General features: G+C 39.1%; 20 protein-coding genes. 11 read left to right on the top strand and 9 right to left on the bottom strand.

Features of this window, described 5'->3' with window-relative positions; translation table 11 throughout:
- The first annotated feature begins 44 nt into the window (after nucleotides 1-44).
- On the top strand, nucleotides 45-1016 hold the full coding sequence (locus ASC84_RS17435; RefSeq protein ID WP_004718779.1) for a cation diffusion facilitator family transporter: 972 nt from the start codon (nucleotides 45-47) through the stop codon (nucleotides 1014-1016).
- A 111-nt stretch (nucleotides 1017-1127) separates the two neighbouring features.
- Here ASC84_RS17435 and ASC84_RS17430 read toward each other — a convergent pair whose 3' ends face one another.
- Nucleotides 1128-1448, bottom strand: coding sequence for a helix-turn-helix transcriptional regulator (locus ASC84_RS17430; protein ID WP_004718782.1), 321 nt, complete (start codon nucleotides 1446-1448; stop codon nucleotides 1128-1130).
- Nucleotides 1449-1588: 140 nt separating this feature from the next.
- Nucleotides 1589-1858 carry a DUF4031 domain-containing protein gene (locus ASC84_RS17425; RefSeq protein WP_004718783.1) on the bottom strand — a complete coding sequence of 90 codons (270 nt, stop codon included), beginning with the start codon at nucleotides 1856-1858 and terminating at the stop codon, nucleotides 1589-1591.
- A 105-nt stretch (nucleotides 1859-1963) separates the two neighbouring features.
- Between ASC84_RS17425 and ASC84_RS17420 the strand changes: the two genes are divergently transcribed.
- Both ASC84_RS17420 and ASC84_RS17415 read left to right on the top strand, forming a co-directional pair.
- A complete protein-coding gene (locus tag ASC84_RS17420) occupies nucleotides 1964-2482 on the top strand; it encodes an N-acetyltransferase (RefSeq protein ID WP_056517064.1) in 519 nt (172 codons plus the stop codon).
- Nucleotides 2482-2952, top strand: a complete 471-nt coding sequence (locus tag ASC84_RS17415; protein ID WP_034611128.1) for a DUF523 domain-containing protein — start codon at nucleotides 2482-2484, stop codon at nucleotides 2950-2952. Before ASC84_RS17420 ends, ASC84_RS17415 begins: the two co-directional genes overlap by 1 nt.
- Nucleotides 2953-3012: 60 nt before the next feature.
- On the opposite strand, the gene ASC84_RS17410 is transcribed toward ASC84_RS17415, so the two are convergent.
- The gene (locus ASC84_RS17410; protein WP_056517062.1) at nucleotides 3013-3966 is read right to left on the bottom strand and encodes a bile acid:sodium symporter family protein; all 954 of its coding nucleotides are present in this window, start codon (nucleotides 3964-3966) and stop codon (nucleotides 3013-3015) included.
- A gap of 93 nt (nucleotides 3967-4059) precedes the next feature.
- Nucleotides 4060-4695 carry a bifunctional nicotinamidase/pyrazinamidase gene (gene pncA / locus ASC84_RS17405; protein ID WP_056517059.1) on the bottom strand — a complete coding sequence of 212 codons (636 nt, stop codon included), beginning with the start codon at nucleotides 4693-4695 and terminating at the stop codon, nucleotides 4060-4062.
- Between the two features lie 485 nt (nucleotides 4696-5180).
- On the opposite strand from pncA, the gene dapA reads away from it, so the two are divergent.
- Genes dapA through purC form a run of 3 tightly spaced genes read left to right on the top strand, consistent with a single transcriptional unit; the run spans nucleotide 5181 to nucleotide 7458 of the window.
- Nucleotides 5181-6077: a 4-hydroxy-tetrahydrodipicolinate synthase gene (gene dapA, locus ASC84_RS17400; protein WP_004718795.1), complete on the top strand. Its 897-nt coding sequence runs from the start codon at nucleotides 5181-5183 to the stop codon at nucleotides 6075-6077.
- A gap of 15 nt (nucleotides 6078-6092) precedes the next feature.
- Nucleotides 6093-6701 (top strand): hypothetical protein, encoded by a 609-nt coding sequence (locus ASC84_RS17395; protein ID WP_004718797.1) that lies wholly within the window; start codon nucleotides 6093-6095, stop codon nucleotides 6699-6701.
- 37 nt (nucleotides 6702-6738) lie between these two features.
- Nucleotides 6739-7458 (top strand): phosphoribosylaminoimidazolesuccinocarboxamide synthase, encoded by a 720-nt coding sequence (gene purC / locus ASC84_RS17390; RefSeq protein WP_004818291.1) that lies wholly within the window; start codon nucleotides 6739-6741, stop codon nucleotides 7456-7458.
- Nucleotides 7459-7509: 51 nt separating this feature from the next.
- Here purC and ASC84_RS17385 read toward each other — a convergent pair whose 3' ends face one another.
- Nucleotides 7510-8070 (bottom strand): DUF4303 domain-containing protein, encoded by a 561-nt coding sequence (locus tag ASC84_RS17385; protein WP_227515171.1) that lies wholly within the window; start codon nucleotides 8068-8070, stop codon nucleotides 7510-7512.
- A 237-nt stretch (nucleotides 8071-8307) separates the two neighbouring features.
- Between ASC84_RS17385 and ASC84_RS17380 the strand changes: the two genes are divergently transcribed.
- The 3 genes from ASC84_RS17380 (at nucleotide 8308) to ASC84_RS17370 (ending at nucleotide 12228) form a co-directional block, all read left to right on the top strand.
- A complete protein-coding gene (locus ASC84_RS17380; protein WP_004818287.1) occupies nucleotides 8308-8496 on the top strand; it encodes a heavy-metal-associated domain-containing protein in 189 nt (62 codons plus the stop codon).
- Nucleotides 8497-8922: 426 nt separating this feature from the next.
- Nucleotides 8923-11325: a TonB-dependent siderophore receptor gene (locus tag ASC84_RS17375; protein WP_056517052.1), complete on the top strand. Its 2403-nt coding sequence runs from the start codon at nucleotides 8923-8925 to the stop codon at nucleotides 11323-11325.
- A gap of 369 nt (nucleotides 11326-11694) precedes the next feature.
- Nucleotides 11695-12228, top strand: coding sequence for a hypothetical protein (locus ASC84_RS17370; RefSeq protein WP_056517049.1), 534 nt, complete (start codon nucleotides 11695-11697; stop codon nucleotides 12226-12228).
- 1 nt (nucleotide 12229) lies between these two features.
- Here the strand turns inward: ASC84_RS17370 and ASC84_RS17365 are convergent, their stop codons facing one another.
- The 4 genes from ASC84_RS17365 to ASC84_RS17350 form a co-directional block, all read right to left on the bottom strand.
- A complete protein-coding gene (locus ASC84_RS17365; RefSeq protein ID WP_056517046.1) occupies nucleotides 12230-14578 on the bottom strand; it encodes a glycerophosphodiester phosphodiesterase family protein in 2349 nt (782 codons plus the stop codon).
- Nucleotides 14579-14722: 144 nt separating this feature from the next.
- Complete coding sequence (locus tag ASC84_RS17360) at nucleotides 14723-15997, bottom strand: replication-associated recombination protein A (RefSeq protein ID WP_034614710.1); 1275 nt, start codon at nucleotides 15995-15997, stop codon at nucleotides 14723-14725.
- Between the two features lie 70 nt (nucleotides 15998-16067).
- On the bottom strand, nucleotides 16068-16997 hold the full coding sequence (locus ASC84_RS17355; RefSeq protein WP_056517044.1) for an alpha/beta hydrolase: 930 nt from the start codon (nucleotides 16995-16997) through the stop codon (nucleotides 16068-16070).
- A gap of 82 nt (nucleotides 16998-17079) precedes the next feature.
- Nucleotides 17080-17532 (bottom strand): YcgN family cysteine cluster protein, encoded by a 453-nt coding sequence (locus tag ASC84_RS17350; RefSeq protein ID WP_034614705.1) that lies wholly within the window; start codon nucleotides 17530-17532, stop codon nucleotides 17080-17082.
- Nucleotides 17533-17721: 189 nt separating this feature from the next.
- On the opposite strand from ASC84_RS17350, the gene ASC84_RS22490 reads away from it, so the two are divergent.
- A complete protein-coding gene (locus tag ASC84_RS22490; RefSeq protein WP_004718815.1) occupies nucleotides 17722-17880 on the top strand; it encodes a DUF1328 domain-containing protein in 159 nt (52 codons plus the stop codon).
- Between the two features lie 183 nt (nucleotides 17881-18063).
- Nucleotides 18064-18801, top strand: coding sequence for a dienelactone hydrolase family protein (locus ASC84_RS17345; protein ID WP_056517041.1), 738 nt, complete (start codon nucleotides 18064-18066; stop codon nucleotides 18799-18801).
- Nucleotides 18802-18832: the final 31 nt, after the last annotated feature.

The raw sequence follows: 18832 nt of genomic DNA, 5'->3' as shown, positions 1-18832 counted from the left end.
ATGAACATATATTCATATGTAAATAATCCAATTCAGAGGTCCTTATGGGACACAATCATAATCACCCCCATAATAGCCATAGTGATCACAACCACGCACATGTACCTGAAGCAACTACAGGAAATGAAAGAAAAATTCTGATTTCTTTCTTCATTATTTTCAGTTTTATGCTTGTTGAAGCTGCTGGGGGAATCATATCTGGTTCACTGGCACTGTTAGCTGATGCAGGCCATATGATGACGGATGCACTTGCATTAGGATTAGCATATGCAGCGTTTCGCTTTGGCCGTCGTACTGCGGATAAATCACGTACTTTCGGCTATATGCGCTTTGAAGTGATTGCAGGCCTGATCAATTCTCTAACATTGTTTGGGATTGTTGGATGGATCGTCTATGAAGCGATTGTACGCTTTCAATCACCTCAACCCGTACTTGCAGGACCGATGTTTATTGTCGCAATTGTTGGTATGTTGGTGAATATCTTTGTTTTATGGTATCTCACACGAGATGATACGGATCATGTAAATATCAAAGGTGCAATTCTGCATGTGATGGGTGACTTATTGGGTTCTGTTGCTGCAATTATCGCTGCAATCGTCATCTGGTACTCAGGCTGGACACCGATTGATCCGATTTTGTCTGTGCTTGTATCATTACTTGTATTGCGCAGTGCATGGTCTTTGTTTAAACAAACCATTCATATTTTATTAGAAGGTGCGCCTGCCAATGCGAATACAACAGATATTACCACTCACTTATTAAAATCCGTTCAAGGCATTCAGAAAATTAGCCATATTCATGTATGGATGATTACTTCAGGAAGAGCAATGGCAACATTACATGTCCAACCTGAAGCAGGTGTTGATATCAAGACACTCACCGAACAAATTGAACATGAATTAAAAACCAAATTTGATATTGAACATCCAACTGTCGCGATTGATTGGCAAGGTGATAGCAGCTGCAGCCTTGAAAAACCGACAAAAATTGATCCTCATGCTGGACATAGCCATTAAGATCAATATGGATCAAGCACAAAGCGCCACAAGGTCATTGATTGTTACCTTGTGGCATCCACATTTTGAAATTCACTTTGCTTTTAATAATCGATTTAAAAAATAGAAAATTTAACCACACTGCTCTTCTGCAATATGTTTTGCCATATCAGACAAAACATGGCTGACATGCGTATCAGCGATTTCATATAAGACTTGTTTGGCCTGACGCTCACTTTTCACCAAGCGTGCTGAACGTAATAAACGTAAATGATGACTAACCAAAGATTGCGACAAATCGAGTGCTTCACAGATATCGCCAACTGGACTAGGTCCACGCATACAGAATAAAAGAATTCTGAGACGTGAGGCATCTCCTAAAAGTCGAAAAGTTTCAGCCAGAATAATAATCTCGTCTTGCGATATTTCTGTTGAGCCGTCTTTAAAAGTCATATATTAATCACAATCGTTGTTCATAATTTTTCATCATAAAAGATTCTACTCTTGTGCTTCTCATAAGGACAAGACTTAATCGCGATAAAGTATTTTTCTGGAGGTGCGGTTTTATCAAGTTTGAATAAAAAACCAATTCTTTATAAAGATTGGTTGAGTTGTAACTTCAGCTTCTTTCCACAAGCAATAATGGTTTTTCGATCGGCATCAATTGCGCCATAAGCAATCGCCATCACACGCATTTGCAGGGTAATATCATAATGCGGATAAGAGGCAGAGCGATGAAATAAACGGGCATCGATTTCCAACATTTGCGCAAAGTGATGTAATTCCTCCAGTGTATCTGCCATCAAATGACACCATTCTTGGCCTTTAAAAGGAACTTTTGCGCGATCGACATACACACTCATAACAAGATTCATTTTCCCTATTTCGGATTGATTATCCCATGAAATTCATCCATGATTGAATACAAATTCAAGGTATAGCAAAGCGTCATTTGATGACAAAATATAATGAAAATTTATCCAGCCACACCAATCCATCTCAAGCAACTCAATCAGCTTGTCTGCACCACATATCGCCAACATTTTGCTGATCTTTGGTCAGAACAAGGTCTACAAAACTTTCTCAATCAAAATTTTAGTTTAGAAAATTTGTCCGAATCTCTGCGAGATCCTGATCAAGTTTGGCTATTGCTTGAAAATGAACAAGCGCAAATTATTGGATATGCCAAATTAAATCTCAACCAATATGAACCACATTTAGATATTATGGGTGCAGAATTACAGAAAATTTACTTGCTTAAAGAGGCGGTTGGGAAAAATTTTGCATCTTCGCTTATGCAAAATGCGATTGATATTGCACGTGAACATCAACAAGCTTCTGTATTTTTGGAAGTATTAACAACCAACACCCGTGCAAAAAAATTCTATCAAAATTTTGCTTTTACAGAGAAATTAAGCATCGACTTTAAAACAGATTTATATGATATTGGTATGGATTTAATGCAACTCGAATTAACCTCAAGATAATGAAAAAATACCTGATTAGTGCATGTCTTGTGGGTGAAAATGTTCGCTACGATGCCAAGAACTGCCTACAACACAAGCTTAAACAACTGCTAGACACTCAACAAGCCGTAGTGATTTGTCCTGAAGTTTCAGGCGGCTTAAGTACACCTCGGCAGCCTGCTGAAATCGTAGGTGGTGATGGTTATCAGGTTTTAAGGGGGCAAGCCAAAGTAAAAGACGCCAATGGTGATGATGTTTCAGCTGAATTTATTCTAGGTGCAGAAAAAACCCTAAAACTCGCCCAATACCATCAAGTTACACATATTATTTTAAAAGCCAACAGTCCTTCTTGTGGTTCACAGATGATTTATGATGGATCATTTTCAGGACATAAAATATCAGGCAAAGGGGTTACTGCAGCCCTACTCGAACAACATGGCTTTAGCGTACTCACTGAAGATGAGTTTTTAAAACAGTTAGCGTATGAATAAGCACTATAAATAAAAAGAGAGCCAAAGCTCTCTAAATGAAAGGTAACTTTTAAAATAGTATTATTGCTTATTTTCAGCCATTTTATCTGCTTTCGCTGCCCAATACGTGGCTAAAACAGGCCCTGAAATATTATGCCATAAACTAAAAATAGCACTTGGCACTGCGGTTATTGGAGATGCTGCAAAATGTATTGCCGCTAAGGTCACACCTAAACCAGAATTTTGCATCCCCACTTCAATCGCAACAGCTTTAGAGTCAGGATAAGATAGGTTGAATAGACGACTTGCCCAATAGCCTAATAAAAAGCCTAAACCATTATGTAAAATCACCACACCCAAAATCAGCAAGCCCGATTGCAAAATTGAAGCCTTACTGGCTGCAATAATTGCTGCCACGATCACCACAATGGCAATCACAGAGATCAAAGGCATCACTTGAATATATTGCTCAGTCTTTTGTTTAAATAAGCTTCTTAAAATCACGCCCAAAATAATTGGAAAAATTACCACTTTAAGAATGTCGATAAACATTGAACCCGCATCAATCGGAATCCACTGGCTGGCTAACACATAGAATATTGCAGGTGTCAAAATAGGCGCTAAAAACGTTGAAACAGATGTACATGTGACGGATAAAGCAGTATTTCCTTTGGCCATATAGGTGATGACATTGGATGCTGTCCCTCCGGGGCAACAGCCGACAAGGATTACCCCTACCGCAATTTCGGGTGGTAAATTAAAAACTTTACAGAGAAAGAATGCCACACTGGGCATCACCACAAAATGTGCAACGACACCGATCACAACTGCTTTGGGATTTGACAAGACATTTTTAAACTCATCTACGGTCATGGTCATGCCCATCCCCAGCATGATAATCCCTAAAACCCATGGAATATATGCTTTCATCCAGACAAATGCTGCTGGAAAACATAAGGCAATAAAGGCAAACACCACAACCCATAGAGCAAAAGTTTTTTGTACAAACTGACTAAAACGTAAAATTGCTGACATTGTCCTTACCCAAGCAGATTGAGGATTTCGGCTTATCTTAAAACAAGATGTTCTAAAGCAGTAATATTTCTCAAATGATGCAAGTCTTGATGCTTATGCTACGTTGAAAATCTCTTTTGAGATCACGCGTTTTACACCCACAGCCAGCATTTCCTGCCATGCGTGTTGTAAAGAACCATGTAAATCAATCGCTTTGGTCGCGTCCGAAATCACGAAGGCTTTAAAGCCTAATTTGGCGGCATCCATGGCCGTCCATGCGACGCAGAAGTCTGTTGCAATCCCGACAATATACACCGTATCTATACCACGCTCTTTAAGATAGCCCGCCAAGCCTGTAGTGGTTTTATGATCAGCTTCCATAAAGGCTGAATAGCTGTCAATTTGGGAACGAAAGCCTTTACGAATGATCAGTTGTGCGGTTGGTATGTTTAGATCAGGATGGAATTCAGCATCTTGCGTCCCTTGTACACAGTGTGATGGCCACAATACTTGCGGACCGTAATCTAATTGAATCAGGTCATAAGCTTTACGGTTGGGATGATTCTCAACAAATGAAATATGGTTTTCAGGATGCCAATCTTGAGTCAATACAATATTGTCAAAATGTAGTGCCAATTGATTGATGGTTGGAATAATTTGCTCAGCATGGGCAACTTCTAAATTTCCCCCTGAAGTGAAACCATTTTGTACATCAACAACGATCAAGGCGCTACGCTCAGATTGCAACATTTCCCTACCCTTATATTGGCCAAATGACTATTATTTTAATCGTAAAAATTTAAATACTCGATGACTCAACATACAATAAAAAAGCCTACATTTGCGAGCGTCTTATCAAAATCAACCAAGAAATCATCTAGAACGGTTCGCTAGATTCTAAACGGCGAGACTCCGCCGCCCAATAGAAAATTGTTTTCTAGCGCGGATGGATTTTACCCTGCGTTTGGATTGAAACTGCGCGTTGTTCAAGTTTGATAAAAAACTGAAAATTAAAAAAAATTGCTTGGAAATGTGAGTGATTTGTTGCTTTTGTTAAAGAATTTCCAAGCTTTGACTAAAGCATATTGTTCTGACACGCTGAATCAGTCATAATTTGCATAAGCATTAGGCAATCTTTAAGATGATTGTTTCACGCTCAAATCAAAATACTGCAACCATCCCAATCCTTGTTTACTCAAACGCATGTGGATGGAAAAATAGGATATTTTTTTAAAATGACTCAGCAAGCACAGACCATTCAAGGCTCAATTGTCGCAATCGTCACCCCTATGTTTGAAGATGGCAGCGTAGATTGGAAGGGTCTCGAGAAGCTCGTTGAGTGGCACATAGAACAAGGCACTAATAGTATTGTTGCTGTCGGTACAACTGGCGAAGCATCTACTCTTAGCATGGCAGAACACACAGAAGTAATTAAAGAAATTATCCGTGTTGCCAATAAACGTATTCCAATTATTGCCGGTACTGGTGCAAACTCGACACACGAAGCGATTGAACTCACCAAAGAAGCCAAACAACTCGGCGCAGATGCCGCACTTTTAGTTACCCCTTATTATAACAAACCAACGCAAGAAGGTTTATTCCAACACTATAAGGCTGTTGCTGAAGCTGTTGATTTACCTATCATTCTTTACAACGTGCCTGGTCGTACTGGTGTAGATCTGCACAACGACACCGCGATTCGTTTAGCAGATATTCCTCAAATCGTAGGAATTAAAGATGCGACTGGCGATGTTCCCCGTGGTAAAGAGCTGATTGATGGCTTAAAAGGTAAAAACATGGTGGTGTATTCAGGTGATGATGCGACTGCGAGTGAATTGATTCAGTTAGGCGCCCACGGCAATATTTCAGTGACAGCAAATATTGCACCAAAAATCATGAGCGAACTTTGTGCCGCTGCAATTGCAGGTGATGCTGCAACAGCGAAAAGCAAAGATGACCAAGTTGCAAAATTAAACAATATTCTATTTTGCGAATCGAACCCAATTCCAGTGAAATGGGCACTTCATGAAATGGAATTAATTGGTACTGGCATTCGCTTACCATTAACTCCCCTAGCAGAACAATACCGTGCACCACTGCGTGAAGAACTCAAAGCAGTGGGTCTCATTTAATAAGAGCTTAGTATTATGCAATTACGTTTAGGTTTAACTCTTGCCATTTCAGCTTTAAGCTTGGCGGGTTGTAGTTCCCTTGGAATCAGCAATGGTTCTTTAGATTATAAAAACACGACCACTGTAGAGCCACTTAGCTACCCTGAAGGTTCAACAGTTAGACCTGCAACGCCAATGTATCCAGCTCCTATTGTTGACCCTCTTGCACTTCAGCATGCACCAAAATTTGAAAATAAACGAGGCAACCGTTACGAAGTTCCTCGTCCAGATGTTGCTCAAATCAGTGCACCTGCTGATGAAGTTTCTGCATCAACTGAAAGTGTTGGTCGTCCTCAAATTTTAACTGATGGAAATGGCAATCCACTGATCAAAATTGATGGAAATTCTGCTACAATTTGGCAGTACGCACTTGCGACCCTCAGTAGCTTAAATCATAAGGTTATCGGCCAAAGCAAAAATGCCAATGAGGCAACTGTAAAAATCGATAATTCAACTTATGTATTGAAACTTAATTCTGTAGGTTCAAGTAACACACTTGCTGTGTTTAACGCCGATAATAGCTTTGCAGACAAAGAAAAAGCTGCAGAACTATTAACCCAGATTTACCAAAACTGGCCAGCCTAGTCGTTCTAGGCAATTTTTTTTTGCAAAAGGTTCCCCCATGTTAAAACAAACCTTGCTCTATACTGGTAAAGCGAAATCTGTTTATGAAACAGATAGCGCGGATCATCTAATTCTAGTTTTCCGTGACGATGCTTCTGCATTTAATGGCGAAAAAATAGAGCAACTAGACCGTAAAGGTAAGGTGAACAACCGTTTTAATGCCTTTATCATGGAAAAACTGGCTGCAGCTGGTATTGAAACACACTTCGAAAAACTTCTTTCTCCAACTGAAGTTTTAGTGAAAAAATTGCAAATGATCCCTGTTGAATGTGTAATGCGTAATTATGCTGCAGGTTCATTATGCCGTCGTTTGGGTGTTGAAGAAGGTTTAGAGCTTGTTCCACCAACATTTGAATTGTTCTTCAAAGATGACGCTTTAGGCGATCCTATGGTGAACGAGTCTCAAGCAATTGCATTGGGTTGGGCAAATGCTGAACAATTGGCGCAAATGAAAGAATTGACTCAAAAAGTCAATGTTGTGCTGAAAGATTTATTCGCTCAAGGCAACATGCTTCTTGTTGATTTTAAACTTGAATTTGGCGTGTTCCATGACCGTATCGTTTTGGGTGACGAATTCTCTCCAGACGGTTGCCGTCTATGGGATAAAGACACCAAGAAAAAACTCGACAAAGACCGTTTCCGTCAAGGTTTAGGTGGTGTTGTTGAAGCTTATGAAGAAGTGGCTACTCGCATTGGTGTAGATCTTTCAGATATCTAATTTTAGATACTGATTCTTCAGAAACCGAGCTTTTTAGCTCGGTTTGTTATTTTAAGATGCTGATTTTTCTAATAGGTAATCATATAAATTTTCACCAGCTTTTTTCTGAAAGCGGTTTTCAAATAAAGGCACTAAAAACTCAGGATTAATTTGTGGGAAACTAATGTCCTCAAAATCTTCATCGGATGAGTCTGCATATTGAATAATGACAATAATTTCTTCACCCTGTTGGTTTTTTAATTTTCCTTGTGTTCTTAAATCTTGTAATGCTTGAATAATGGTCTTTTGATAGTGCGCTTGCAATTCGCTATATTGCTCATCTGTATAATTCTCTCCCAAGTCCTGATACAAAGCCGTGATTGCATCGTGAACACGATTATTGGCAGTACTTGAACAACTCCATTCTGAAATCCACCATGCTTCATAGACGTCTTCAAAGGTTTTTAATTGTTCTAATGTGCATCCTACATAAAAGAAACCACAGAAATCTTCAACCATTCCCAAACCAATAGCACATAAATGCTGATCTTGTGTAAGCTGCTGAATCTCAGCGAAAGCATCTTGAATGTCTTGGTAAATCACTGAATATAAATGGTCTTTGTTCATCATCATGTTCTTATCATTCACAATTTCAATGCAGAGTTTACTATCAAAGCATAAATTCTGTATATAAACCATTCGCCTATGTTGGCATTTAGCATTCGTAAAAAATTCAGCAATCGATGGCTTAAAAATACTGTAAATTATTTTTGAAAAAGCGTTGCGATGAAACTTTAAACATTAAAACTTGACCTTACAATTATGGTAAGGTTTATCTTAAGTTTAAGTCTTCTTAGAGCAGGGTGAGATATGGAATTTTATATTGAAAATATGACCTGTGGTGGTTGTGCACGTGGTGTAACCAAAGCAATTCAATCTGTAGATGAAAATGCTAAGGTGATTGCCGATCCACCAAGTCACAGTGTTAAAGTTGAAACAACAGCAACACAGCAACAAGTGGTTGATGCTTTATCAGAAGCGGGCTTTCCTCCACGCTAAGCTGATTGGATAAGGTGAAAAGGGCTATCAATTTAAGGTAGCCCTTTTGCATTAAAGCAAATATAAACTGATCAAACTGGGCTCTGTCATGGGATTTATTCGTCTGTATAGCATTGATCAAACCCAGCTTTTGCTGATGTAAATTGTTGATCATCACTATATTTCATCAACTTAATTCAATATCATCGCCTCATCACTGAGCCAATCAAAATCATACGCTTTATCAATAATTTCAAAAGATTGTGTATCAAACTTCCCATAAAACATCGCATGATAAAATCTAGATTTCTAAACTGAGAACACTTTAAATAACCATACACTTTGCAGATTTTATTCTATTTATATTTTTAAAAGTTGTTTTCTAAATAATCTCAAGCTCACTATGATCACAACAAACCGTTACAAAAAGAGCTACAAAATAGAGTTATGCGTACATTATCAAAACGATATTCATTAAGCCTGACCGCCAGCTTAGTTTTTACATTTCTATATCCACATGCCTACGCTGCGGAACAGATTCCAGCCACCCAAGAAGTTAAAACACTTGATACCATTGTTGTTACAGGTACACGCTCGCTAAAACGTTCTAAAACAGATTCCTTACAACCAATTGATGTAATTAGTGCAGCGGAGTTGACAGAACGTACAGGTTCAAGTGAGTTGGGTACGGCGCTGGCTAAAATTATCCCCTCGATTAACTTTCCTCGTCCAACCGTTGTCGATGGAACAGAACTCGTTCGCCCAGTGCAACTAAAAGGGCTTTCTCCTGATCAAGTTTTGGTTTTAGTGAATGGCAAACGTCGCCATACAGGGGCATTTATTAACCTTGGGGGCACCATTGGACGCGGTTCGGCACCGACCGATTTAAATGCCATTCCGATTTCTGCCATCAGCCGTATTGAAGTACTTAGAGAAGGTGCATCTGCTCGCTATGGTTCAGATGCAATTGCTGGTGTTGTCAACATTATCTTAAAGTCTGATCCTAAAACAGGTGATGCTGGTATTCGCTACGGTATTTATGACAAAGGTGATGGTGAACAAAAACAATCCTATGTCTCGGGCGGTACTCAACTGGGCAATTATGGTTATGCCATTTTTTCTGGTGAATGGCAGGACAATGAAGCAACCAATCGCGCAGGTTTAGACCTTCGTGATCCAAACGCCACTACATACGGACAAAGAACTTTTCGTTTTGGTGATCCAAAATCTGATGAGGTAAAAGCTTCTGTTAATGCTGGTTTTGACCTTAGTGATACTGTTGAATTATATGGTTTTTCAACCTATAGCCATCGTAATGCAGAAACTGCTGGGTTCTATCGTTTGAGTAATGCCTCGAACAATGTACCTGCATTATTTCCAAATGGTTATTTACCGCTGATTCGCGGTCAATTAGATGACTTTAGTGCCGTTGCAGGCTTACGTGGGGAAGTCGCAGATTGGCGCTATGATGTTTCAGCCAATTATGGCTTAAACCAATATGATGTAAATACAAAAACCATCAATGTCGATCTATACAAAGATACAGGTTCAACACCAAATTCATTCCATAATGGACAGTTAAAGAATACTCAAGCTGTTTATAATATTGATCTGTCAAAAGAATTTGAGATCTCTGCTTTTGCAAGTCCATTAAATGTCGCGTTTGGTGCTCAGTATTTAAATCAACAATATCAAATCAAAGCAGGCAATCCGGCCTCTTATTATAAAAGTGGTTCTTCAGGTTTATCAGGCTTTCGTCAAGCAGATGCCGGGAAATGGACACGTGACAGTTATGCAGGATATCTTGATTTAGAAACAGATATTACCCAAAAACTTTCAGCATCTACAGCCTATCGTTATGAGAAATATGATGACTTTGGGGACACCAATAATGCATCTCTTTCATTACGTTATAAACTTTTACCTCAAGTTGCGGTACGTGGCTCAGTTTCTACAGGCTTTCGCGCACCGAGTCTGGCACAACAATATTTCACCCAAACTTCTTCGCAATTGGTCAATGGACAGTTTGTTGAGGCTGGAACATTTCCAAGTTCTTCACAAGTTGCACAATTGCTCGGCGCAGAAGACTTAAAAGCTGAAAAATCAAAGAACTATAGCCTTGGCTTGGTATTTACCCCGACTAAAAACCTATATGTGACTTTGGATGCCTACCAAATTGATATTGATGACCGCATTAGCTTATCTTCAAATATCAATGCCAGCAGCCCCGCTGTTCGCGCTTATTTGGTATCTAAAGGGATTACCGATACCAATTTCAGCACGGTTCGTTTCTTTAATAATGCCAGTAATACCCGCACTCGTGGTGTAGATTTAGTTGCCAATTACCAATGGCAAAACCTGCCTTATGGCGAGTTAACCACATCTTTGGCATATAATTTTAATCGCAATAAAGTCACCGATGTCGATAAAAACCCTGAGATTTTAAATGCCTTGGGTGTCAACCTCACCCGTTTAGACCGTCGTGAACAATATGGTCTATTGGCAGGAAGCACGCCTGAACATAAGTTCAGTTTAGCCAATGATTATAAAATTGGAAATTTTGGTATCAATACCAATATCACGCGTTATGGTAGCTTCGAAACTTACAGTAACTCAGGTGCTGCCAGTGATCAGAAATTTTCTGCAAAATGGCTGTTGGATTTAGCACTGACATACCAATTAAACAATTGGAAATTTACTGTCGGGGGAGACAACATTACCAATGTTTATCCTGATAAAGATATTTATGACATCAACAAACCTACTGGCGGAAGTTTGCAATACAGCCAGTTCTCACCGTTTGGTTTTAATGGTGCGTTCTATTACGGCAAAATTAATTATAAGTGGTAGGGGTTAAAATTAACCAAGGGCTTAAAACCGAGTTGAATGGCTCGGTTTTTTTATGTGTGTCGTTATTGGGTATATCCTCAACCGGTTTAGAAACGCATACACTGGAATATAATTTTCTTCATTCATAATTTTAATTAAATCAATTCTATGGGCAAATAAGTTGTTTGATTTTAAAAACATTCATTGCACACTTTGCTTTGAAAGTTTAAATCAATTTGTGTAGGTGCTACCTAACTTTTCAGAGATGAACAGAGACACGTTACAAAATCTCCTGTTGGATCAGCGAGTATCGGTAAGCTTGGATTGCTGGTGAACTTTTTTTAAGAAACTTATATACTCAAAACAAACGATATTCAGATTTAATCCAACATGATAAAAACAATTTATGCTGTCATTTTATTCTTGATCATTTTAAATCCTGCACAGGCGGAAGAGTTAAGCTGTCAGCAAGATTATCCTAAAATTATTGCGCCAGACTTAGATCAATTAGGACAAGATTTAAAGAAAAATGATTATTCATTTATGCAACAAAAAACCCATCCATCTCTGATCAACTATGTTGGTGGTGCAGAAGCTTATCAACAGCTGCTTAAATACGTTCAAAATCTGCTTGCCAAATCTCGGGTAGAAATTGTCAATGTACAATCAAAGCCGCCACTTTATAGCTATATCGTAGATCGTGAAGAAATTTGCTTTGTACCCAAAACCATCACCATGAAAGTTGCGGGTCAAATTCAAGCAGCATCACCCTCATTTATGGTCGCCATTCGTTCACTACAATCACATCAATGGACCTATCTGGACGGTGAAGGACTAAAGAATAATCCTCAGATGCTGTTTACACTTTTTCCAAATTTCCCCAAAGATGTGGAACTTCCATTTCAAACAGATGCCATAAAATAAGCTATTGGATGATGACTTTTATAGGGGCTGAAAAGATTTGATAGAAGTTTTGTGCATCGATCTGATATTTATAACCTGCCAAAACATATACAGTGCCCTTTTCAGAGAAACTCAACTGACCATTTTTAATCTCATGTTTTGCAGAACCTGATAAAACGACAAAATTACTGAGTTGCTGATTGAGCTTCACGCCATCTTGCTGAACCAATTGCACATTGAGTAATACCGGCTGTTCAGCTTTTACTTTGATATTCTTGGGTGCTTGAATATCAACGATGTATTTCGAATAAAGTTGCGCAGAATTGGTGGTTATTCCGTAGGTCCCTGCAATATATAATTTTTTAAATGTTTCATCATTCAATGCCCAAGGCCAAAAACTGATTCCACGGTGCTTGGTTGTTTCTAAAAGATTGATCAAATCAGCACGATAAGCTGGGTTATACGCTGAATTATATTTCTGAACATCGGCATTGATTTGTTTGGCTGCAATTAAAGTATTGCGGCTATTGGGCATACTTCCAACCAATAACCCTCGTGGAATCTCAGACAGTTGTGACTGTGCACGCGTAACTTGATCTGCATTAAATGAGGTCGTGACGACTTGATTTTCGACTTGGTACTTTTTAATTTCATCCTGCATTTTTGCAACCAATGCTGGATTGGCACTTTTCATTTCGATCATCAGTACAAAGTTTGGATTGTGCTTAAATGTGGTGAAATATTCTGCAAGGGTCGGTACTGAATAAGCTTTGTTTTTAGATTTTAATTGTTGAACCTGCGCAAGGCTCATTTCTTCAATTTTACCTGTTGAACGTGTAGTGCGATCCACTGTTGCATCATGCATCACCACAAGATGCTGGTCTTTGGTTAAATAAATATCGTTTTCAACAATATCTGCTCCCAAAGCAACTGCATGTTTTGCGCTTTCTAAGGTATTTTCATCTTCTAAACTGGGTACACCACGATGCCCAATAATAAAGGGTTTACGCAATAGTGTATTTTTTGGAAATTGTTTTAAGACACTGGCAAATAGCGTACTTTGCGTTGTAATAATCCCATTCACACCTGAAGTCAAAATACTGGCGACATCCTGCGGATCATGTGCTGGGGTATCAACCCACACTGTCATTAAATGACGTTGAATAAAGCTAACACTCGGTTTGTTGGCAAGGCGATGCGGAAGAACCACGATGCGTGCATAGGCCTGATTAGTACGACGCATAATTTCAGAAAGACTTGCATGACTCTCCTTTAAATTTTCGCGACTTAAATCTAATGCTGTTCGAAGCGTAGGTACAATTTGATGCGCAGACTTGAGTAAATCATCACTTTTCGACAATACAGTAATATCGCTCATATCGTGAGATTTAGAGAGTAATTTTAAGGCTTCAATACTTTTGGGATCTTTGATTTCTAAAACAGGAATGGTATTGCGCTGTGGATTCACCAAATATTGTTGTAATGTTTCAACCACCTTCCCTGTCTGATCAAGCAAGTTTAAATTGGCATCTAATTGATAATATAACTGATTAGTTGAATTTAATGGACTGCTGGTAGTTTTAACTTTTTGAATTAGCGTCGGTGCCAAAGCGACATTAGTTTGAATTTCTTGTACTTGAGTGACTTTATTGGCTAAGTCTGGCAATGCACTGGTTTGTTCAGAGACTTGAATATTTTTAACTTTTAAGACTAGGCCTGTTGCTGAAAGCCCGATGCCGCCTTTGGCAGATCCTTGGTCAAGTTCTACGTCCTGCATTAACTGGTGGTTTAAATAGTGTTGTACCCGTTGTCCAGAGACCACAATGCTGGCTTTATACCATTGATTTGCTTTGATGTTCTCCGAAAATGCTTTCGTTTCAGAGACCTCCCACTGCCCGTTACTTTTATGACGACCAAACTCCGTACCATTTTTTGCAGTGGTATCTGTTCTGAGGGTAAATTGATAATAACTGCTTGGAATCACCCCCTGAGTTTCTGTGACATCATAAATCACACTGCCCCAACGCGAGTTATTGACAGCTTGGTCTAAAGTAAATTCGAGATCAATGCGATAATTTTGCTGTTTTTCAAGATTTTGCGGTAATAAAATTGAGGTCGGACTGACTGAATTTGCTCGACCATCAATATGAAGCATCCCATTCTCAACATAGACATTGCCCGCATTGTTGCCAGGAATACGCCAGCCTTGAGGAATTGTTTTTTGCTGAACAAAACTTTGTTGATAAAGTGTTTTAAGCTGCTGCGAAGCAAGTTTAGGCTGATTTTGGGTCGAAATTTTACTTGCAAGTTCAGCATGGCTCAACATCGGCAAAGAAATTAAAACAGCAAAAGATAAAACGGATAATTTCATAAAATTTCTAAACCATTTAGAAGCACTTTGATCAAGCGTATTTCTAAAATGGTGTCAGCCTAATTTAAATTTTGCCGATATTTTAAACCTTTATATAAAATAGAACATCTATTTAAAAGATGCCTAAGCAAATAAACTTCACAACTACTGTTGCTGCTGTTCCTGTTGCCAACGACGTTGTTGTAAACGCTCACCTTCAACTTCACGCTTATTACGAGCAGACTCATATAATTTTGTGCCTTTCAATTCAGGTGGTAAATATTCCTGTAGCACAAAATTTTCAGGGTAGTTATGAGGATAAAGATAATCCACACCATAGCCTTGTTGTTTCATAAGCTTGGTCGGTGCATTACGTAAATGGAGTGGCACAGGAAGGTTGGACGTTTTTTCTGCAAGTTCTAAGGCTTTATTGATCGCCAAATAAGTGCTGTTACTCTTTGCACTGGTTGCCAGATAAACTGCGCATTGGCCTAAAATAATTCGACACTCAGGCATGCCTATCGCTTGAACCGAGCGGAAACATTCGCCCGCTAAAAGCAAGGCATTTGGATTTGAGTTTCCAATATCTTCTGAAGCAGCGATCAACATACGACGAGCGATAAAAACCGGATCTTCACCGCCTTTAAGCATACGTGCCATCCAATACAACGCTGCATCAGGATCACTACCTCGAATAGATTTAATAAACGCAGACACAAGATCATAATGCTGCTCACCTGACTTGTCATAGCGTGCAATATTCTGTTGCGCAACTTTGACCACGATCGCATTGGTCACAATATTTTCAATATCGGACTCAAAGGTACTGGCAATTAAATCGATTAAATTAAGTGCCTTACGTGCATCACCCGCAGCAAATTGAACCAAGGCATCAAATTCTTCAATCTGGATATGGCGGTCTTTTAAAAATTTATCTTGTTGAATCGCGCGTAAAATGAGTTCTTGAATCGCCTCATTACTTAATCCATTTAAGGTATACACCTGACAACGAGACAGCAAAGCACTGTTGACTTCAAATGAAGGGTTTTCAGTGGTTGCACCGATCAGGGTAATTTTGCCTTTTTCAACCGCATTCAATAAGGCATCTTGTTGCGACTTATTAAAACGATGAATTTCATCAATAAACACCACCGGTGTTAATAAATCACCGCTGTCAGCAATCACCTCACGGAGCTCTTTTACCCCTGTATTTAAGGCAGATAAGCTAATAAATGTACGATCGACTGCTTGAGCCAATAACAATGCGATGGTGGTTTTTCCAACACCAGGCGGCCCCCAAAAAATAATCGAGGGTAAATGCCCTTGATCAATCATTTGACGGAGTGGTGCTGCAACACCGAGTAAATGATCTTGCCCAATAATTTCAGACAAATCACGTGGACGTAAACGTTCTGGAAGCGGAATTTGAGTGTCTGACATACTGCTTTTTTAATTGATGAATGCTGTCCTTAGTCTACTATGGAAAATCATCAATATTGCACTTTCAGCTTTAAAATAATCGATTCTGCAAAACCTCCATTAACGAGGCCTGAAATACTTGACCATGACTAAGATGTGGATAAAGCATTAATTTTGCATCTACGCCTTTACTGGCCAAATCTAAAACCAATTGACGGTTATTTTGAATCATGTCCCGATCTGCATTTGGGCTGATTGGTCTAGTTGTAGACTGAATGATGTCACCTTCCATCACCCATAATTTTTTATTTTTTAATTGCTCAGGTGGGGCTTTTTCAACGGCTTTGAGTAATCGAGAATCTGCCCATGTGAGAGATGGACTGGCTGAAAAATAGTGTGAAAACTTATTATCTGTGCTTTGACTATTTAAAAGGGTATCTAAAACAAATAAACCACCATAAGAATGTCCCCATAATGCGGTACGTTGCTTATCCAGTTTTACTTGCGTATTGACCCACGGCATAATTTTTTCAAACAGCACCTGTCTAAATTGTGCACTTCCCCCTGCCATACGTTCAGGATTGCGTGGGTCAGCCGCCACTTTCCCAGATTCATCGGCAGGTGTGTAGTCTACAGACCGTGAAGCGGACTCAAACGGTAACTGGGTTTGATAGCCTATAGCTACCAACACGGGGCTGTCTTGTTCGGATAGTTTTTTTAACAGTGACTCATCTAAACGCGCCATAGCAGAGTTGCCATCTAACATATAAACAGCAGGTAAGATCTTATTTTTATTGATGTGTTTAGGGATACCGACCCAAACTTTATAATGCCGTTGTTGATCTGCGGATTGAAAATTTTTTACTTGAAATTGATAGTAACTGGAGCCTTGCTCCGCAATATTTGGCCCTAAAGCTTGCAAATCTGGTTTTGCATAAACATTGCAGTGAATACCGAAACTCAGGCTGATTGCACATACACAGAATGCACTTTTTTTGAATAACCAAGATAAAGCAAACATTTTAAAACACATCAAACTGAAGAGTTTGCCTATCATATTACTATTTGATAATGATTATCAATTCACAATTGATTCAAATGATTTAACGCACCCATCTTACAATGTATTCATCAATGTCTTCTTCATTGACTTCTGTTTCGGAGATACAACGCCCAGCAGCAGATTTTCTGGCCTTAATCACATTGCTTCTTGAGCCTGTGATCAGATAGTGCCATGCCGGTAAATTTTTACCTTCATTCACCCGACGATAAGCACAACTTGAAGGCAACCAATGAATATTGGCTAATTTTTCAGGGCTTAATTGAATACAGTCAGGTACATAATCTAAACGATTAGGATAGTCAGAACATTGTGCTGTTTCACAATCGAGGAGTTTACAAGACACTTTGGTATAGGCTATTTCATGTGTGTCATCATCTTCTAATTTCACCAAACAGCACAGCCCACAACCATCGCACAACGCTTCCCACTCGGTCGGATTTAACTCAGACAGTGTATAATTCTTCCAAAACTGGGGACGGATCTCAAAGGTCATGGCATAACATTAAAGTCATTTAAGGCGAAATAATTATATCAGTATATAAGCAGAAATTAGAAAATTTAAAACAGAACAAACCTTTACATATTGCTTTATTAATCACACTTTTTAAACACAACTTCACAAGTCCCTCAGATTTTTCTGCCTATACTGAAAATACATAACAAAAATATGGAGATGAATCTTATGTTTCGTTGGGCAATTATTTTCGCTGTGATCGCCTTAATCGCAAGTTTATTTGGTTTTGGTGGTGTCGCGGGAATGTCTAAAGACTTCGCAGTCATTCTTCTCGTTGTCGCGGTAATCCTCGCGATTGTTGGTTTTATTTCGAGAGGAAAAGTTTAGCTTTTCCTGATCAATTTTCATAAAAGAGAAGAACCTTGGTTCTTCTCTTTTTCATTTGAAAACGACCTTTTTCATTCATAAATTTTCACATTTCTATTGTAAATATTCGAAATTTAGTCATTTGAATCTTATATATTTATGCTTTAATCAATCTCATTCTCGCCGATACACAAGGATTAACAGATGACTCTTGCAATCAAAACTCGTGAAATTCAATATCAAGCAAAAGATGGAACAACTTTAATCGGTTATTTTGCTGCGCCTGAATCCGCACAACCAGTTGCAGGTGTGATTGTTGGTCCAGAATGGTGGGGCCGAAATGAGTATTCTGAACAACGTGCTCGAGAGTTGGCACAACATGGTTTTGCTGCGCTGGCAATTGATATGTATGGCGATAAAAAAACCACGGCTGTTGCGACTCAAGCCCATGAGTGGATGATGCAAACCTTCCAACATGAGCAGACCATTGTTGAGCGTTCAGCTGCGGCTTTGGCTGCTTTAGCAGCACAACCAGAAGTCGATGCAACGCGTTTGGCTGCGATTGGATTCTGTTATGGTGGTAAAGTGATATTAGATTTGGCACGCTCAGGTGCTAACTTAAAAGCTGCGATTACTTTCCATGCAAATTTATCTGCGCAAAAAGCAGCGGAAGCAGAAAAATTTAAAGCGCAAGTGTTAGTGCTACATGGTGAAAAAGACAGCATGGTGTCTTTGGCAGATGTCGAATCGTTTAAACAAGAAATGCAGCATGCTCAGGTAAAATCTGAAGTGATCATCCTCAAAGATGCTAAACATGGCTTTAGTAACCCACAAGCAGATGAAAAAGCAAAAGCCAATGGCGTAGATCTAGGTTATAACGCCGAAGCAGAAAAAGCCGGATTAGCAGCAATGTATGATTTATTAGATCGTACCTTGGCTTAACCTACTCTGGCTTAATTAAAATACGTTCTAC

It is taken from the genome of Acinetobacter sp. Root1280 (assembly GCF_001425285.1).
In the GTDB taxonomy this organism is placed as follows: Bacteria; Pseudomonadota; Gammaproteobacteria; order Pseudomonadales; family Moraxellaceae; genus Acinetobacter; species Acinetobacter guillouiae.
This window is presented reverse-complemented; position numbering and strand designations above follow the sequence as displayed.

What these genes read in the sequence shown, in the direction of transcription:
- ASC84_RS17435 (WP_004718779.1), top strand. Translation starts at nt 45, where the DNA reads ATGGGACACAATCATAATCACCCCCATAATAGCCATAGTGATCACAAC.
- ASC84_RS17430 (WP_004718782.1), bottom strand. Translation starts at nt 1,448, where the DNA reads ATGACTTTTAAAGACGGCTCAACAGAAATATCGCAAGACGAGATTATT.
- ASC84_RS17425 (WP_004718783.1), bottom strand. Translation starts at nt 1,858, where the DNA reads ATGAGTGTGTATGTCGATCGCGCAAAAGTTCCTTTTAAAGGCCAAGAA.
- ASC84_RS17420 (WP_056517064.1), top strand. Translation starts at nt 1,964, where the DNA reads ATGAAAATTTATCCAGCCACACCAATCCATCTCAAGCAACTCAATCAG.
- ASC84_RS17415 (WP_034611128.1), top strand. Translation starts at nt 2,482, where the DNA reads ATGAAAAAATACCTGATTAGTGCATGTCTTGTGGGTGAAAATGTTCGC.
- ASC84_RS17410 (WP_056517062.1), bottom strand. Translation starts at nt 3,966, where the DNA reads ATGTCAGCAATTTTACGTTTTAGTCAGTTTGTACAAAAAACTTTTGCT.
- pncA (WP_056517059.1), bottom strand. Translation starts at nt 4,695, where the DNA reads ATGTTGCAATCTGAGCGTAGCGCCTTGATCGTTGTTGATGTACAAAAT.
- dapA (WP_004718795.1), top strand. Translation starts at nt 5,181, where the DNA reads ATGACTCAGCAAGCACAGACCATTCAAGGCTCAATTGTCGCAATCGTC.
- ASC84_RS17395 (WP_004718797.1), top strand. Translation starts at nt 6,093, where the DNA reads ATGCAATTACGTTTAGGTTTAACTCTTGCCATTTCAGCTTTAAGCTTG.
- purC (WP_004818291.1), top strand. Translation starts at nt 6,739, where the DNA reads ATGTTAAAACAAACCTTGCTCTATACTGGTAAAGCGAAATCTGTTTAT.
- ASC84_RS17385 (WP_227515171.1), bottom strand. Translation starts at nt 8,070, where the DNA reads ATGATGATGAACAAAGACCATTTATATTCAGTGATTTACCAAGACATT.
- ASC84_RS17380 (WP_004818287.1), top strand. Translation starts at nt 8,308, where the DNA reads ATGGAATTTTATATTGAAAATATGACCTGTGGTGGTTGTGCACGTGGT.
- ASC84_RS17375 (WP_056517052.1), top strand. Translation starts at nt 8,923, where the DNA reads ATGCGTACATTATCAAAACGATATTCATTAAGCCTGACCGCCAGCTTA.
- ASC84_RS17370 (WP_056517049.1), top strand. Translation starts at nt 11,695, where the DNA reads ATGATAAAAACAATTTATGCTGTCATTTTATTCTTGATCATTTTAAAT.
- ASC84_RS17365 (WP_056517046.1), bottom strand. Translation starts at nt 14,578, where the DNA reads ATGAAATTATCCGTTTTATCTTTTGCTGTTTTAATTTCTTTGCCGATG.
- ASC84_RS17360 (WP_034614710.1), bottom strand. Translation starts at nt 15,997, where the DNA reads ATGTCAGACACTCAAATTCCGCTTCCAGAACGTTTACGTCCACGTGAT.
- ASC84_RS17355 (WP_056517044.1), bottom strand. Translation starts at nt 16,997, where the DNA reads ATGTTTGCTTTATCTTGGTTATTCAAAAAAAGTGCATTCTGTGTATGT.
- ASC84_RS17350 (WP_034614705.1), bottom strand. Translation starts at nt 17,532, where the DNA reads ATGACCTTTGAGATCCGTCCCCAGTTTTGGAAGAATTATACACTGTCT.
- ASC84_RS22490 (WP_004718815.1), top strand. Translation starts at nt 17,722, where the DNA reads ATGTTTCGTTGGGCAATTATTTTCGCTGTGATCGCCTTAATCGCAAGT.
- ASC84_RS17345 (WP_056517041.1), top strand. Translation starts at nt 18,064, where the DNA reads ATGACTCTTGCAATCAAAACTCGTGAAATTCAATATCAAGCAAAAGAT.